General features: G+C 35.9%; 14 protein-coding genes and 1 pseudogene. 14 read left to right on the top strand and 1 reads right to left on the bottom strand.

The window, feature by feature from the left end:
- Positions 1–263: 263 nt before the first annotated feature.
- From CSB87_RS08550 to CSB87_RS08535, 4 genes are all read left to right on the top strand, one after another.
- Positions 264–866, top strand: a complete 603-nt coding sequence (locus CSB87_RS08550; RefSeq protein ID WP_002053780.1) for a TetR/AcrR family transcriptional regulator — start codon at positions 264–266, stop codon at positions 864–866.
- A gap of 3 nt (positions 867–869) precedes the next feature.
- Complete coding sequence (locus tag CSB87_RS08545; RefSeq protein WP_031953536.1) at positions 870–1,847, top strand: zinc-binding dehydrogenase; 978 nt, start codon at positions 870–872, stop codon at positions 1,845–1,847.
- 66 nt (positions 1,848–1,913) lie between these two features.
- A complete protein-coding gene (locus CSB87_RS08540) occupies positions 1,914–2,267 on the top strand; it encodes a DUF1304 domain-containing protein (RefSeq protein WP_002053763.1) in 354 nt (117 codons plus the stop codon).
- Between the two features lie 52 nt (positions 2,268–2,319).
- Positions 2,320–2,661 (top strand): GlpM family protein, encoded by a 342-nt coding sequence (locus CSB87_RS08535; RefSeq protein ID WP_002053924.1) that lies wholly within the window; start codon positions 2,320–2,322, stop codon positions 2,659–2,661.
- Between the two features lie 50 nt (positions 2,662–2,711).
- On the opposite strand, the gene tenA is transcribed toward CSB87_RS08535, so the two are convergent.
- A complete protein-coding gene (gene tenA / locus CSB87_RS08530) occupies positions 2,712–3,386 on the bottom strand; it encodes a thiaminase II (RefSeq protein ID WP_023188069.1) in 675 nt (224 codons plus the stop codon).
- A 263-nt stretch (positions 3,387–3,649) separates the two neighbouring features.
- On the opposite strand from tenA, the gene CSB87_RS08525 reads away from it, so the two are divergent.
- The 10 genes and pseudogenes from CSB87_RS08525 (at position 3,650) to CSB87_RS08480 (ending at position 16,343) form a co-directional block, all read left to right on the top strand.
- The gene (locus tag CSB87_RS08525) at positions 3,650–4,732 is read left to right on the top strand and encodes a DUF475 domain-containing protein (RefSeq protein ID WP_002054048.1); all 1,083 of its coding nucleotides are present in this window, start codon (positions 3,650–3,652) and stop codon (positions 4,730–4,732) included.
- Between the two features lie 146 nt (positions 4,733–4,878).
- Entirely contained in the window at positions 4,879–6,243 is a 1,365-nt protein-coding gene (locus CSB87_RS08520) for an MFS transporter (RefSeq protein ID WP_004711530.1), read from the top strand.
- A gap of 195 nt (positions 6,244–6,438) precedes the next feature.
- Positions 6,439–7,569, top strand: a complete 1,131-nt coding sequence (locus CSB87_RS08515) for a tyrosine-type recombinase/integrase (RefSeq protein ID WP_002059435.1) — start codon at positions 6,439–6,441, stop codon at positions 7,567–7,569.
- On the top strand, positions 7,562–9,592 hold the full coding sequence (locus CSB87_RS08510; protein ID WP_106105062.1) for a hypothetical protein: 2,031 nt from the start codon (positions 7,562–7,564) through the stop codon (positions 9,590–9,592). Before CSB87_RS08515 ends, CSB87_RS08510 begins: the two co-directional genes overlap by 8 nt.
- A 34-nt stretch (positions 9,593–9,626) precedes the next feature.
- Positions 9,627–10,786, top strand: a protein-coding gene (locus tag CSB87_RS08505) for an IS3 family transposase (RefSeq protein WP_085945698.1) whose coding sequence is annotated in 2 segments (ribosomal slippage) — positions 9,627–9,861 and positions 9,861–10,786 — 1,161 coding nt in all. Because the reading frame shifts where the segments join, the coding sequence is not laid out codon by codon here.
- Positions 10,787–10,881: 95 nt separating this feature from the next.
- Positions 10,882–12,669, top strand: a complete 1,788-nt coding sequence (locus CSB87_RS08500) for a site-specific integrase (RefSeq protein ID WP_002059424.1) — start codon at positions 10,882–10,884, stop codon at positions 12,667–12,669.
- A gap of 154 nt (positions 12,670–12,823) precedes the next feature.
- Complete coding sequence (locus tag CSB87_RS08495) at positions 12,824–13,432, top strand: hypothetical protein (protein ID WP_002059422.1); 609 nt, start codon at positions 12,824–12,826, stop codon at positions 13,430–13,432.
- A gap of 71 nt (positions 13,433–13,503) precedes the next feature.
- Positions 13,504–14,085, top strand: coding sequence for a single-stranded DNA-binding protein (ssb, locus tag CSB87_RS08490; protein WP_002059460.1), 582 nt, complete (start codon positions 13,504–13,506; stop codon positions 14,083–14,085).
- A gap of 176 nt (positions 14,086–14,261) precedes the next feature.
- Positions 14,262–14,709, top strand: a pseudogene (locus CSB87_RS08485) (site-specific integrase); the annotation flags it as partial.
- 501 nt (positions 14,710–15,210) lie between these two features.
- A protein-coding gene (locus CSB87_RS08480; RefSeq protein ID WP_223235881.1) for an IS3 family transposase occupies positions 15,211–16,343 on the top strand; the annotation gives its coding sequence in 2 pieces (ribosomal slippage) (positions 15,211–15,463 and positions 15,463–16,343; 1,134 coding nt in all).
- Positions 16,344–16,347: the final 4 nt, after the last annotated feature.

The raw sequence follows: 16,347 nt of genomic DNA, 5'->3' as shown, positions 1-16,347 counted from the left end.
TAGGTGTTGTTTGATTAGTCACAGGGAGATATGGCTATTTATAAACAACAGACCCTATATGATAACGATTTAAAATTGTTCAAGTAGTACAAAATGATTTAAAGCGACAAATTGTGACGGTTAAACGACAATCGACAAAATTTGTTTAAATAAGCAGATTGTATTTTTAACATTCCTTACTCTACATTTCTACTCTTAGCCTATTTTCACAAGCAACATAATTTTACTAGACGACTGGTCTAATAGTTGTTTATGATGAATATATGAAACGATTAAACAAAAGCGAAACTACACGACAACACATTCTAGATACCAGCTTTGAGCTAGTACTACGTAAAGGGTTCGTCGGTGTTGGTTTGCAAGAAATCTTAAAGTCTTGTGATGTACCTAAAGGGTCGTTCTATCACTACTTTGCTTCGAAAGAGGCTTTCGGCTGTGCGTTGCTCGAGCAATACATGACTGACTATAAAGTTCGTATGGAACAACTTTGGCAGCACGGTGAGCAAAGCGCCCATGCCCGTTTAATGGCCTTATGGCAGGCGTGGATTGATGATCCAGTAAATGGTAGCTGGGCTGAAAACTGTCTAATTGTGAAACTGGCAGCCGAGGTTTCGGACTTATCAGAAGATATGCGCCAGATTCTTAACGAAGGCGTACATAAACTAACGCAACGTTTGGCTTTGCTAATTAAAGAAGGTCAACAAGAAGGTTCAATTCCAAAACATATTGAGCCTTTAAAAACTGCGCAAGTCATGTATCAGTTATGGTTAGGTGCTGCTTTACTCACAAAACTGTCGCAAGACAAAGCACATTTATACCTAGCCTTAGAAACCACCCAACAACTCTTAAAACCGATAGAGGAATAAAGCATGCGAAGTATTATCCATCGTAATTTTGGCGAACCTGTAGACGTTTTAGAGCAGGCGGATATGCCAAAGCCAGAGCCGAAAGCAGGCGAAGTGCGTATTAAAACCATTATGTCTCCTATCCATAATCATGATGTATGGACAGTACGAGGAAGTTATGGCTATAAACCAACTTTACCAGCGATTGGTGGTAGTGAAGGTGTTGGTATTGTAGATGCCTTGGGTGAAGGTGTTGAACATGTACAGGTAGGGCAACGTATTGCCGTTGCAGCTGTGCATGGAAGTTGGGCTGAATACTTTATTGCACCAGCTCAAGGCCTTATTCCTTTAAATAATGAAATTGATGATGAAACAGCAGCGCAACTGATTGGTATGCCAATTAGTGCTCTCATGCTATTAGACTTTGTTAACGTTCAACCGGGTCAATGGTTAATCCAAAACACGGCAAATGGTGCAGTAGGTAAAACGGTTGCGATGATTGCACAGGCACGTGGTTTACCTGTGATTAATTTGGTTCGTCGTACTGATGCAATTGCCGAGATGCAAGCATTAGGCATCCAACATGTGGTTGCGACTGATCAGCCGAATTGGAAAGAGCAAGTTAAACAGATTCATGGTGACCAACCTCTTATTGCTGGTGTGGACTCGATTGGTGGAACAGCAAGTGGTGAAATGCTGAATTTACTCAGTGAAAATAGCCTACTCGTTTCGTTTGGTAGTATGACTGGCGAAACCATGCAGATTTCATCGGGCGATTTGATTTTTAAACAAGCGACAGTAAAAGGTTTCTGGGCGAGTGTGGTCAATAAAGAAATGCCAGCAGCTCGTAAAAAGGAATTGATCGTTGAGCTGCTAACATTAGCGACTCAGAAAAAATTAATCTTGCCTGTAGAAGGTGTATTTAGTTTTGATGAGATTAAAACTGCCGCTCAAAAAGCAACGCAGGGTGCTCGTCAAGGCAAGGTATTGCTAAAGCCGTAAAACATAAAAAAGATCAGTCGAGAGACTGATCTTTTTTCATATCTTTAAAATAAAAAGGAAAAACGTATGATCGGACAAATATTCATTGCGCTTATCGCAATATTACATGTCTATATTTTAGTGTTAGAAATGTTTTTGTGGGACAAACCTTATGGCATGAAAGCCTTTGGAAATAATGCCGAAAAAGCAAAACTCACCAAAGTCATGGCACAAAATCAAGGGCTTTATAATGGCTTTTTAGCAGCAGGTTTATTCTGGTCTTTATTGGCTGATGCACCGTTTGCCACATCAATTGCCAACTTCTTTTTAGGCTGTGTACTGATTGCGGGTATTTATGGTGGGCTGACTGCAAGTAAAAAGATTATTTATATTCAGGCAGTTCCTGCATTGATTGCTTTAGTCGCTGTTAATTTTCTTTAAAAAGCGCAAAATACAGCGTTTTGAAATGGAAATGACCAAATAGGATCAGCGCATGTGGGCGTTATTTTTAAAGTGTATGTTGGGGGCTGGGGTTGTCCTTATTATTTCGATTTTATCGAAAAGTAAGGCATTTTATATTGCAGGTTTAGTCCCGCTTTTTCCTACCTTTGCTTTAATTGCTCATGTGATTGTTTTTCAGCAAAAAGGAGCCGAAGCGTTACAAAAAACGGCTCTGTTTGGTCTATGGTCACTTATTCCTTATGCCATTTATTTAGTTGCGGTTTACATGCTGGCAACACGCGTGTCGATGTGGTCGTGTCTGGGCTTGGCAACCTTATGTTGGGTGGTCGCTGCGGCAGGTTTAATTTATGGTTGGCAGTTGTTCCAAAGTTAAATGAAAGACTGACCATTTAACGAAGTAAATGGTCAGAGCCTCATCTTATTTTAGATCTGATCTAAACCTAACCATTGTCTTTGATGGTAGGCACTATCCCAAAATAACCATTCAAGTTTTGCACCCATGGTATAAGCAGCATGCATTTTCTCTAAAGTATCTGCATCACAACGTGCAGCAACTTTGTCTATAGTGGCAATCACATTACGAACGGCGGTATGGAATTCTTCACCTGCGTAGGTATCAATCCATGCCTGATAAGGATTGTTCGGGACAGACTTATTCACAATGTCTTTACCGACTTCGGCATAAATCCAGAAGCAAGGTAAAAGTGCAGCAAGTACAACAGGGTAGCTTTCAGACCAAGCCGTTGCTGTTAAAAATGAAGTGTAATGATGGCCTGCCAAGGTCAGTGGTGTATTTTGAAATTCTTCTTTGGTGACACCAAAATTTTTCATAAAGTCATCATGCAAACTGCGCTCAACCACAATTGCAATTTTAGCTGCATCTGAAAACTGCATAATATCGTCAGCATCAAAGGCTTTTGCTGCTGCAACAGCCAGTACGCGACCATAGGCCACTAAGTATTGAGCATCTTGAATGACATAATGACAAAAAGCTTCTTTATCTAAAGTACCGTTAGCAAGTTCCTGATTAAAAGGCAGGTCGAGAATTTTTTGATATAAATTTAAATTACGTTGCCAGAGTTCTTGAGAAAAAAGCATAAAATCATTCCATTTAAAATAAGATAGCTAACCTCGATTTTAAATCAATTTTAAAATACAAAAATAATAATGATAGATATATCGCAAGAAAATATTTAATACGATTAACAAGTTAATGAAATATTATAAATTTCTTTATTAAACATGAAGATAAAGTAAAGGTAATAACGGCATAAAACAACATCGTTTTGTGGTTAATTATCGATATAATAGCCGCGGTTTTTAAGAAAGATTACATTTAGTTCTTGGTATAGGTCTGATCCATGAAGCATTTCCGATTTTCGATATTTTTTACGGTGGTGTGTTTAGCACTCGCCGCTTACTGGGGTTTTACCCATGGACCTGAAGCTGGCGTGTCGACCATGTTTAAAGCTTTAACTATTACTGCAATTTTAGCTGTAATGGAGGTTTCATTATCTTTTGACAATGCTGTCGTAAATGCATCGGTACTTCGTGGTTGGGATCATTTTTGGAAAATGATCTTTTTGACAGTCGGTATTCTAATCGCCGTTTTTGGTATGCGATTGATTTTCCCTGTCTTGATTGTTTCTATGACTGCCGACATGGGCTTTATTGAAGTTGCTAAAATGGCACTCAATGATCCAAAAACCTATTCTGAACGTTTAATGGCTCACCATGCGGAAATTTCTGCATTTGGTGGAACATTCTTATTGTTGGTTTTCTTAAACTTCTTCTTTGATGAAGAGAAAGAAACCCATTGGTTTAGATGGCTTGAAGTTAAATTATCTGACCTAGCCAATGTACCAGCAATGTCGGTTTTTATTGCACTCATCGCATTAATTGTAATGGCGGGCTATGTTGAAGATCATGAGCGTTTAGCTGTGACAATGGCTGGCGTTTGGGGCATTGTGGTTTACATTGGTGTACAAGTTCTTAGTCATTTATTGGGCGGCGAACCTGAAATTGATGAAGATGGTAATGCAGTCATGCAAGACGGTTCAGGCGCTGCTTCTGGTGTGATTAAAGCCGGTTTGGGTGGTTTCTTATACCTTGAAGTATTAGATGCATCATTTAGTTTCGATGGTGTAATTGGTGCATTTGCCATTACCAGTGACGTTGTCGTGATTATGCTAGGTCTTGCAATTGGTGCAATGTTCGTTCGTTCAATGACGGTTTATCTTGTTGAAAAGGGCACATTAGACGCTTATGTGTTTTTAGAACATGGTGCACATTATGCGATTGGTGCATTGGCTTTCATTATGATTGCAAGTGGTACAGGTTTACATATACCAGAAGTCGTGACAGGCCTCATTGGTGTTGCATTTATTGCATGGGCAGTAATTGCATCTATCCAATATGCAAAACGTGAACAAGAATCGTCTTAAGCTAATTTTCAGTAAAGTTCGATAGAATAAAGAGGCTAAATGCCTCTTTATTTTTTTAAGCCGAAATCGTTATTTTAAATCATCTCTCCCGTATTTTTAGAAACGAATCGGCTTATAATTTGCCTAGTTTGATAACGTGTATTGATATGATGAATGCTTTGGAACGCCGCTCAACTTTTGCTTTAAGTAGTATTTTTGCACTACGCATGTTGGGTCTGTTCATGATTATTCCGGTTTTTTCTGTAGTCGGGCAGTCATATCAATATGCGACTCCAGCACTCATAGGTTTGGCTGTGGGTATATATGGCTTAAGTCAGGCTATTTTACAAATTCCTTTTAGCTTACTAGCTGACCGTTTTAGCCGTAAACCACTTGTAGTATTTGGCCTGCTACTCTTTGCTATTGGTGGAGCAATTGCGGGTTTATCAGACACGATTTATGGCGTAATTATTGGTCGTGCTATCGCTGGGGCTGGGGCAGTTTCGGCAGTGGTCATGGCGCTTTTAGCCGATGTGACACGTGAAGAGCAGCGTACTAAAGCCATGGCTGCGATGGGTATGAGTATTGGTCTGTCTTTTGTGGTGGCATTTAGTCTAGGGCCTTGGCTCACCAGTCTTGTTGGTATTTCTGGTTTGTTCTTTGTGACAACCATTATGGGCTTAATTGCGATTTTGATGTTATTGCTGGTGCCTAAAGTGACCCGCCATCATCGTAATTATCAGCAAGGCTATATGGCACAGCTTAAACAAGTCATTCAAATGGGTGATTTAAACCGTTTACATGTGTCAGTTTTCGCATTGCATTTATTACTGACAGCCATGTTTATTTATGTGCCTTCACAGCTTATCGAGTTTGCGCATATTCCTTTGGCGAGCCATGGTTTAGTGTATTTGCCACTCTTGGTGATTAGTTTATTTTTTGCATTTCCGAGCATTATCATCGCTGAGAAATACCGCAAAATGCGCGGCATTTTCTTAACCGCAATTACAGGCATTATTGCAGGTTTGCTATTACTGATATTTGGTTATCAGTCTAAATATGTCTTACTTGCAGGCCTCGGTATTTTCTTTATCGCTTTTAATGTGATGGAAGCTTTATTGCCTTCTTGGTTATCAAAGTCAGCTCCAATTCAGTCGAAAGCCACCGCTATGGGTGTAAATGCCAGTAGCCAGTTCTTAGGTGCTTTTTTTGGTGGCACGCTAGGTGGTCAATTATTGATGTTACATAATACTGCGATTGGATGGAGTGTCTTAGCAGGGATTGCTATAATATGGCTGCTAATTAGTTTTGGTTTAGCTCAGCCGCGGTATTTGTCATCGATTGTGTTGCCATTGCCGCAAGTGCAACAGGTGAATGAGTGGACCACACAGCTATTGGCAATTCGTGGTATTGAAGAAGTTGTGGTGATGCCTGACCAGCAAGTTGCTTATATTAAAGTCGATAAACAGTCTCTTGATGATGCTGCACGACGTGATTTAACGCAGTTGTTTGGTAAAGAGGTAGCCATTTAAGCATAACTCTTATAAAGTAAAACATAGAAATGAATAGGATGAAGACAGCTAATGCGTGGTGTAAATAAGGTTATTATTGCTCATTAAATTCTTACTCTAATATTTTACTATAAGTATGCTGTATATTCATTTATACTCTGCTCTATAGAACTTGCTCTAATAAAGTAGTTCGATAGGGATAGATGAGGTGTATAGATGGCATACATTAATTACTTAGATGAAGTAAAACTCTCTAATAAAGTTTATAAGAAATTTCCTGTAATTTTAAATAATGAACATATTCTAAATCGGCTTGTTTTAAAATATTTTCTTTCACACAGGGTAGTGTGGAGTGAAAGTACACGTCGTACTTATAGCAAACACTTATGTGATTTTTTCTCTCAACTTGAAGTTGAAAATCCAGAAGTATCCTTTGATTATATTGATGACGATTGGTTAGAAGCATATGCTGATCAAATACTTGAGAGAAATTCAAATTTTCCTATTTATGTTTCACAGATTTTAACCACCGTTATTAATTTCTTGGTTTGGTGTGAAGATAACGAGTACTGTAAAAATTTAATTGGTACTGCTTCAACTTTTAAAATCAGAATAATTTCAAATAAAGATTCTTTTACTCATCAATTGATTCAGTATTACTCTAAGCAAAAGTCTCCACTTAAGCTTGCACCTAAAGAAGAATGGATCGAAAAAGTATTAGCAGTAGAACATTTTAAATCCAACAGTTTGGAAAAGCGTTTTAGTGTAATGGTGGATTGGGGGAAAGATGCTGGACTTCGTGCTCATGAGATTTGTGCCTTAAACATTGATCAAATTCCTGCTAGAGACGAAATTGAGAAAAGTTTGATAGCAAAGAAAAATATTCATATTGTTTTGAATGTGACAAAAGGAATGAAGAAAAGCACAATTCCTGTTAGTCCTGATTTGTTGAAAAAAACCCGAGACTATATGGATTTCGAAAGAAAGGAGATTATTAAAAAGTTTAGAGAAAAATCACAATTGACCAGAAAGGCATATAGTCCACCTCAAGAAGTTTTTCTTTCTTTAAAAACAGGCCAAGCACTTCATCCTAGAACGTTATCGAATCAAATTAGGACTGGTTGGTGTCAGGCTGTAAAGGATGGAGAGCTCACAGAAGACCAACATGTATGGACACATGGGCTAAGGCATCGTTTTGCTACTACTATATTAAAAGGAGTTTCAGAAAAAACGAATATTCGTGATCCTCAGCAAGTTACCAAAATGCTTACTAGGCATAAGCATGCATCTACTGTCGATACTTATACCGCTCGTCTTTATTTAGATTTAGAGGATATCGATGAGTAAGCTACAACGTATTCCTATTTCTCTCAAAAAATCTAAAAGTGACACAATTTTAGATTTTCCAAAAGCAGAGATAAACATTGAAAATAAATACTATGATCTCAGTGAATTGAATACATTAGATCATTTTTATGAAATAGTTTCAGGAGTCAAAACATATCTTCAGGGAAAGCGGTCAGCTAGGACGCAGTTTTTAGTATTAAGAAATTTTCTGAGAATAATTTCTAAACTTTCAAGAAAAATTGATGAAAAAACAATGATCCTTTATAAGAATCAATTGGATGCTAATCCTGATAATACCTTATCTACTAAGGGGCAAAAATATTCAGCTGCATGTAATTTTGTTAAGTATTTAATTTCAATAGATGTTATTGAGGATTTTATTATTCCTCTAAATTTTGAAAATATTGAAAAGAAACCAATACCTTCATTTGGGGATATAGCACGGAATTATATAGAAAATGATAATAATTTTGATAAATTCGATATTGATGAGATTAGTAACTTTTTTTCACTAGCCTCTTTAGAAGCTAAGACTTTAAGTTATTGTTTAGCTTCACTTGATTTGATACATGATAAAGCCATTAGAGACATACAGAAATGGGAGGAAGATTGGGATAAAATACAAGAAATTATTGATAATATAGATGAATTTAACTTCGATAAAATAAGTAAAGTGATTGATTTTAATAAGGAGTTTAGGGTTCCTGAGCGAACATTAAATGAGGCTTTTCAAATATTATATTCAAAATTTGGAAATAATATTCCAGCAGTCAAATACTGGCCAAAAGGCATGGAAGATTTCTTTCGTTCCATAAATTGGAAAACTAGTAGAGTTAAAAATGTATTTAAGGGGATTGAAAACCATGCTGGAGATTTAGAAGTTTTGGATAAAGCGATTAGTAGTCTGTCTTTAGCTAATGAAAAAAAATTAAAAGAAGTTAAAGATTACTATTTAAATTCAGACGGGAGAGATCCGCGAAGTATTGAGTTAGCGTTATGCATTCTTTTTGTAAACTATGGCCGTATTTTACCTGATTCAACCCAATGGCCTAAAGGGATAGTAGATTATCTTAAATATAGAGGGTGGACGCCTAATCGAGTTAGAGCAGCATTTTTCCCTCATCCAGATACTTTAGCTCCTTTTATAGTAGGATTATTGTCCCATCCAGAATTAGCTCCCAATGTTGATTCAGTAGCGTTCTATTGTTATCTAGATAGTTTTAAATTAAGTACAAAGAAAGAGAAAGTTACAGTTTATCTAGAAAAATTTAGAGGAAAACACTTATATAGAGATATAAACGAATCTGACCCAATGATTTCTTTCTGCATGCGTCATGCTAATAGAATGTTAAATGTTTTAAAGAATTTGAATAGAGGTGAGGTTAAAGCTATCTTAACTCAAAAAAAAATTCCCTTATTCTTACAATTTACTCCCAATAATAATATATATATTCGAATATTAGATCGATCAACTTTGACTAATATTGTTAAGAGATTCTTGGCAGATTTAGCAACTGAGCAACCTTCAATTTTGCCTTTAGTTCAAGGGTCTTGTACAGGGCAAAACTTTAGACCAACTATAGCCTTAATTGAACGATTAAGTGGAACTAGTCTACTTATGATTCAAAAATTATTAAATCATTCTCATTCTACAACTACAACTATTTATACTGAGCGTGTCCATACTCATTCAATTTTACTAAACAAATCAAAAGAATTTCAGCATTACTTGGTCGATAATGCTTTAAACGGAGATATTGAAAATAGGAACAAAGCATTAAAAAATAAAGAATTTAATGAGCCTGTTGATCAGTGGCTGAATTGTGAAGCGAAAAGACTATGGTTTAAAGATCATGAGGTAATTGCAGAATGGATTGCATGGGAAAAAGCAATTCGAGAATCTGAAGAGGAGTTGAAATTTGACAATATTGTAAGATGGGAAAATTATTGGCTACCAAGATTAGTAAAGTTTCAAAGCTTAATATTGATCCTAGCCAAAATAATGGACAGTACTTCCCTCTAAAGATAACGTAACGTTAACTTTGGAGATCCAAGAAATGGCCAAACGTTTTAGTGCTGAATTTAAACAGCAAGCAATTGATTATGCACTTTCAAACTCACACGAGCCTATAGCTGCAATCGCCCAGAAATTAGGTGTGGGTTATTCAACTTTAGACAAATGGATTCGTGAAACCAATCCAGTGGGTTCAAGCAAACGTCAACTTTCACCAGAACAACAGCGGATCTTGGAATTAGAGAAAGAAGTCAAACAGCTCAAGGAAGCCAATGACATCTTAAAAAAAGCGCATGTGTACTTTCTAACAGATCATGCCAAGAAAAGTACACGGTAATTCAAGATCTAGATATGAATGAAGTCACGGTATCTTCTGCCTGTAAATACCTAGGTGTCAGCACTTCAGGCTATTATGCCTGGCGAAAACGTCAGGCCAATACGGTAGAGAAATATAATGATTTAAAAGCCGTATATTGGCAGCATCATGCACGATTGGGTGCACCTTCATTGGTACATGACATGCATGATTTAGGTTACAGCATGAGTGAACGCACTGTTGGAAGAATGCTGAAAAATCTGGGTTTACGCAGCAGGATTGCGCGTAAATACAAGCATACGACTGATTCAAACCATCGTTTGCCTACAGCACCCAATCTGTTAGAGCGTCAATTTACAGTCATTCAGCCTAACAAGGTTTGGACAACGGATATTACCTATATCCGTACCAAGCAAGGTTGGCTGTATTTATGTGTGATGCTGGATCTATTTAGTCGTCGTATCGTGGGGTGGCAAACCAGCCATCGAATAGACCGCCAGTTGGTGTGTGATACGTTTAACTATGCAATGGCTCGTCAGGGTTATCCAACTGGTGTTATGGTTCATTCGGACCAAGGTTCACAGTACTGTAGTCGTGATTTTAGAGCGCTGTTACTGACAAATGATTGTACTCAGAGTATGTCTAGACGTGGAAACTGTTGGGATAATGCAGTGACTGAAAGCTTCTTTCATACATTGAAAGGTCATGTGGTCCATGGCAGTGTGTTTGCCACTCGAAAAGAAGCGAATGCTGTCTTGTTTGACTATATTGAGATTTATTACAATCGGGTCAGAAGACATTCTGCAAATGGCTGGTTAAGCCCTGAAGCCTTTGAGAAGAAATATTTTAAGAATTTAGAGGGATTTGTTGTCCACGATACTGTCTAGGATCATATCCATGGTGCTAGAGGTAGATAAAAGAAATGCTTTAGAATTAGCTAAGCATATTAAACTTCCACCACTCTCTTAAAAGAATATTTATAATGAAACAGCCTCGAGATAATATTTTTTATATAAAAAACAATAATATTGTTGAAGTTGATGAGAAGTTAGTCCAAAGAAATACTCCATGGTTATTAAATAATTATGAAGATGATGTTTGGAAGTTAAAACCTCATATTCATTCTGATGATAATTCAAGATATACAGTCAATTGGAACATCTTTGATATTAATGAATACATTGGGGTTTTTAATAGATGGGATTATTGGAAAAGTGCTGCGAAGGAATTAGCTTATTGGATAATGAATGCACCTACCAATAAATGTAAGACTACTAGTTCCTTAGCTAATTTTTGTCGTTCTATTCGAGAAATATATGAATGGCTATGCTTTGAAAGAAAGTGTTTTTCTTTATCTGAAGTAAAACAAGAAGATATAACGTCTTTTATTGAGCATGTCGCTGCAAAAAAATTGACTGAAAGTACGGTCTTGAATAAATTGATAGTAATTTCGTATGTTTATTCTCATCGAAAATATTTGAGTGAATCTTTTAAATTTAATCCATTTAAATCAAAAAAAATAACAGCTTTAGCTAAAGCTTATTCAATAGAAAATGGTCATACACCAACATTGTATCCTCAAGAAATATTTGGGTTGCTAAACCATGCCTTAAAATTAGTAAAAGAATCTAAACTTACATTACAACTATTTGATAAATACATGAAAATCCATTCGGATACTTCCATGGCTCATAGATCAATGTATTTACGATTTTTTAAATTAACTGGGGTGAAATCTAGTGACCTACAAAGGCAGGTACGAGCTTTGTATGGGGCAGCTATAACAATAATATTAATTTTACTTGCTGAAAGGAAACATGAATTATCTCTTACAAAAGAGGAAGATGTTATAGATTTACTAAATAAAGATCTTGATATTCTTGTTGGTTTAGAAATGAAAACAGCAGGAACAATTACAGGTAAAAAAACAGAAAGAGCAGTTATTCAAGAAGTTAAAGATGCTTTAAACGTTATATTAGAATTAACTAAATATACAAAAGAAAAGTCTAGGCTAGAAACTATTCTATTAAAATTACCTTTTAGCCATTCTGTAAATGGAACAGGAGAGAAAAGTTTCTATCTCACTACAAATGGATTGTATATGGTTTTAAGATATTTCGCGAATTCTGCAAAATTTAATAGAGTTGATCTAAGACCACATATGTTTAGGCGAGCATACGCAATGCTATGGACTTGGAGATATGAAATTGGTGATCTTGAAGAATTAAGATTAATGTTAAAACATAATAGTTTAAATTTTACTCAGAAATATACTGATGATGAAAACGTCTGGGAGTTTATGGGGAAAAATGAACAGGATTTAGCTTTTGATTTGTTGAATAGGGCTTTTCAAAGAAAGATTGTTGTCGCAGGAAAAATGAGTGAGACTTTGGAACGATACAGTCGCATCATACAAGCTAAATCTACATTACTTGATGCTGTGACTATAGCGGATCACATAGATGACATCATAATAAATACTGGTTTACGTGTGGTAGCTCATGCTGATGGATTTTGTTTTATAAATCATACAAGTCTGGAAAATGCTTTATGTCGAACTGAAGGGATAGGTTTAGATCCTGTTAAGAGGAAAGACACAATATGTATGAAGTGCCCTAACTTCGCCACAGATAATTCTCGTAAATCGTATTGGGAGAAAAGAATTAAATTACATCAAGAAGTTGTTGAATCAAGCAAAAATGAGCAGCTTATTGAAGGTTCAAAACAATTTATTAAAAAGGCAGAAAAAATATTAAAGGATATAGCTTAGTGAATAAATGGAATATAGAGCGCTTAATGTAATAATTGAATACTCCAATAATCATAATGCTATGATAGAGCATATAATTTCAGTTAGTGAGAAATTTGGTGGTATGCTAACCAGATGTCTTGAATAATCAAATAGGTAAATAGAGAGATAACTTTTGGCAAATAGTAAGGATAGATTCCAAAAAGCAATAAGAGAATCATTTGATCAGTTACTTGCTAATGGTGAAAAAAAAATTACCAAAACTAAAATTATTGAAAATGCGAAATTTGAAGATGGATCTTCAGTAGGAAAAACTACTTTATATGCAAAAAATGCTGTAACTAAAGACCCTATTCATGCAACTTTAATAGATGAGCTAAATGAAAAGATTGCTAATCTACCGAAAAATAACTTTAATAAAAAAAAGACATCAATTGAAACAAATAAAGAGCTCAAATTGAGGATTAAAGAGTTAGAAGATAAAAATAACCAACTCTTAACCCAACTAGTTGAAATGGAAAGTAGTTTTGAAAATACAGCTCATCGGAATGATGAAAATCAAATACAAAATTTAGAGTCACAATTGTATATTTTAGCTTTCTTATTAAATTCACAAATTGTAGGGAGAAGGTATAAAGAACTGGATATAATAATAAAGACATTTGAAGCAAAGTATCATGGAAAACAGGTAGCGAAGGTTGCAAAAGAACAAATTCAAAAAATGAAAAATGAGATAGAATGTTCTAAAGTCATTTCCATGAAAGGAAGTTTTAAGGAAGACTGATAGCCTTATGCTTCACGATAAATATGGTGTGTTCAGTTAAGTATTAAATGTATTGAAATTAAGAGGTTATCATGGCTAGAGGTTCGGTTAACAAGGTCATTCTGATTGGCAGTTTAGGAAAAGACCCTGAGACCAAAAGTTTCCCAAATGGTGGTTCACTTACACAGTTTTCAATAGCTACTAGTGAGTCTTGGGTAGATAAAAATACTGGCGAGCGTAAAGAACAAACGGAATGGCATCGTATTGTGTTGCACAACCGTTTAGGCGAAATCGCTCAGCAATTTTTACGTAAAGGTTCTAAAGTTTACATTGAGGGATCATTGCGTACCCGTCAATGGACGGATCAAAATGGTCAAGAGCGTTACACTACAGAAATTCGTGGCGAACAAATGCAAATGCTAGATTCAGCTCGTCAACAAGGTGAGCAAGGTCAAGGTGGTGGTGAATTTAATCAACCACGTTTTAACAACAATCAAGGTGGTTATAATAATAACCAAAACCAAGGCGGCTACGGCAACCAAGGTGGTTATGGTAATAATCAACCGGCTCAAGGCAATAGCTACGGCAACAATAACCCGGGTGGTTTTGCGCCGAAACAACAGCCTGCACCGACACCAGCACCAGCAGACTTAGATGACGATCTACCGTTCTGAGACTTACCAAAGATGTATATTTGTTAAGTTTAATTCTAAACAATTGATTTAAATTAACTTGAAATGAAGGTTTACAGTTTTTAGCAAAGAAACTGTAAACTTTTTTAGTCTTTAATTAATATATTTCATACCTAGAGTTATTGTTAAGCTTACTTATGGTCATCAAAAGATTTGTCATGGGTAGTGGTGAGAGATTTGCTGTTCTTTTGGGTAGTGATGGTGTTCCTATGACTTATCCAAATTTATATACGATCATTCATTTAAGAAATCGTGGTCAGTCAATCAATACAATTTCAGCTATTTTGGAAGATATTAAGTTGCTCTTTCAGTTGTTGGGTAAGTAAGAAGTTGACTTGGAACAAAGGATAAAAAAGTAAAGATTTTTTAAAATTAAATGAAATCGAAGCTATAGCAAATTTAGCCAGTTTCAGTCGTAGTCGCTTAGATGGAATGGCCTCAAATAAAAAGATTATAAGTTTTCCAAAAAGTAGTAACAAAGAGCGATCTAGAATAAAAGTGGTTACTACTCAAGATTATATTTCTAAAGAATTAATTTATAGGCGTTTGACTAACTTTGCTGAATATATTGGATGTTTTCATAAAAAATCTCCTTCAACAGGATTATTCGATTTTCTACTTTTGAGTTCAATTATTTTGAGGGGGGATTACCGTAGTATGGCAATACAATGCTCATAAGTATGGAGTGAATATTGATCAATTGAATGAGCCAATGAACAAAAAAAGTTCGGATTGATTTTGAAAAGTAAATTATTAGGTGGTTTAACTTTTTATTTTTATCATAAGGTAGTCTTTTTTTATTAAAGTCATGTAAAACTAAAAAGCGGAATAAGGTTTTTAGTGAAAGACTTCTAAAGATTTTGTAAATTTAAGTGATAAAAATACTTTATAAGTTGGAGCTTGGTTTGATGGCGGCTTTAATAAATTTACTTCAATCAATGAAACAGTGGGTGATGCCCAATATCCATTAAAACTGTTTCTTGCGAGTTATCATAGTAAGCTTAGAAACAATGAAATTGAGAGGTGGATCAGGAAATTTGAACAACACTTATAAGTGATATTTTGCTCCCCAAATGATGTTATAAACATCAATATATGGAGTATTTTATGGCACGTAGACCAAGAAGAAATCATTCAAATGATTTTAAAGCTAAGGTAGCACTTGCTGCGATTAAAGCAGAAAAAACACTTGCTGAATTGAGTGCTGAATTTGATGTTCATCAAAACCAAATTATCGACTGGAAAAATCAACTGATTTCAGCTTCCTCGCAAGCTTTCGATCAATCAAAAGCTCCAACAGAACCACCCATCGATCTAAAAAAACTACATGCAAAAATCGGTGAGCAGGCATTAGAAATTGATTTTTTAGAAGGTGTGTTGAAGAAACTGGGCCGCTTCAACCACAAAAGTTAATCGATGACTCACTTCAGATTTCAGTATCTAAGCAAGCTCAGCTGCTGAAAGTCTCCCGTGGTTGTTATTACTATCGCCCAAAACCTGTGAGTGCATCAGATCTGAAGCTGATGCGCTGTATGGATGAGTTACATATGCAATACCCTTTTGCAGGTAGCCGTATGATGCGTGATTTGTTGAATCGTCAAGGACATCATATAGGACGACGTCATACACGTACTTTAATGAAGAAAATGGGCATTAATGCGTTATATTGCAAACCAAATTTAAGCCAGGCTAATCAAGCTCACCGCAAATATCCATATCTGCTCAAAGGATTGGCTATTCAGCGCAGTAATCAAGTGTGGTCTACGGATATAACGTATATCCCTATGGCAAAAGGCTTTGTTTATTTATGTGCTGTGATTGATTGGCATAGCCGCAAGGTACTTGCGCATAGAGTATCGATTAGTATGGAGGTTACATTTTGCATAGAAACATTAAATGAAGCTATTGAAAAATATGGTCGACCTGAAATATTTAATACAGACCAAGGCAGTCAGTTTACCAGTGATGCATTTATTGATGTATTGAAATCAAATGGCATTCAAATCAGTATGGATGGTAAAGGTCGATGGGTTGATAATGTGATGGTTGAACGATTATGGCGGAGCGTTAAATATGAAGAGGTGTATCTCAAAGCCTACAGCAATGTTTTGGATGCGAAGAAGCAATTAAACGCATATTTTGAATTTTATAATTTGAAACGACCTCATTCGAGTCTGGACAAAATGACTCCAGATGAGTTTTACTATGACCAGCTACCACAACAAAATAAGGTAGCTTAACTAG

This window comes from Acinetobacter sp. AR_0276, from assembly GCF_003000705.1.
GTDB classification, from domain to species: domain Bacteria; phylum Pseudomonadota; class Gammaproteobacteria; order Pseudomonadales; family Moraxellaceae; genus Acinetobacter; species Acinetobacter nosocomialis.
The sequence above is the reverse complement of the archived record's forward strand: the minus strand, read 5'-3'. Positions and strand labels throughout refer to the sequence as shown.

Coding starts and splice junctions, on each gene's coding strand:
- CSB87_RS08500 (WP_002059424.1), top strand. CDS start 10,882: ATGAAACAGCCTCGAGATAATATTTTTTATATAAAAAACAATAATATT.
- CSB87_RS08540 (WP_002053763.1), top strand. CDS start 1,914: ATGATCGGACAAATATTCATTGCGCTTATCGCAATATTACATGTCTAT.
- CSB87_RS08520 (WP_004711530.1), top strand. CDS start 4,879: ATGATGAATGCTTTGGAACGCCGCTCAACTTTTGCTTTAAGTAGTATT.
- tenA (WP_023188069.1), bottom strand. CDS start 3,386: ATGCTTTTTTCTCAAGAACTCTGGCAACGTAATTTAAATTTATATCAA.
- CSB87_RS08525 (WP_002054048.1), top strand. CDS start 3,650: ATGAAGCATTTCCGATTTTCGATATTTTTTACGGTGGTGTGTTTAGCA.
- CSB87_RS08545 (WP_031953536.1), top strand. CDS start 870: ATGCGAAGTATTATCCATCGTAATTTTGGCGAACCTGTAGACGTTTTA.
- CSB87_RS08535 (WP_002053924.1), top strand. CDS start 2,320: ATGTGGGCGTTATTTTTAAAGTGTATGTTGGGGGCTGGGGTTGTCCTT.
- ssb (WP_002059460.1), top strand. CDS start 13,504: ATGGCTAGAGGTTCGGTTAACAAGGTCATTCTGATTGGCAGTTTAGGA.
- CSB87_RS08550 (WP_002053780.1), top strand. CDS start 264: ATGAAACGATTAAACAAAAGCGAAACTACACGACAACACATTCTAGAT.
- CSB87_RS08515 (WP_002059435.1), top strand. CDS start 6,439: ATGGCATACATTAATTACTTAGATGAAGTAAAACTCTCTAATAAAGTT.
- CSB87_RS08510 (WP_106105062.1), top strand. CDS start 7,562: ATGAGTAAGCTACAACGTATTCCTATTTCTCTCAAAAAATCTAAAAGT.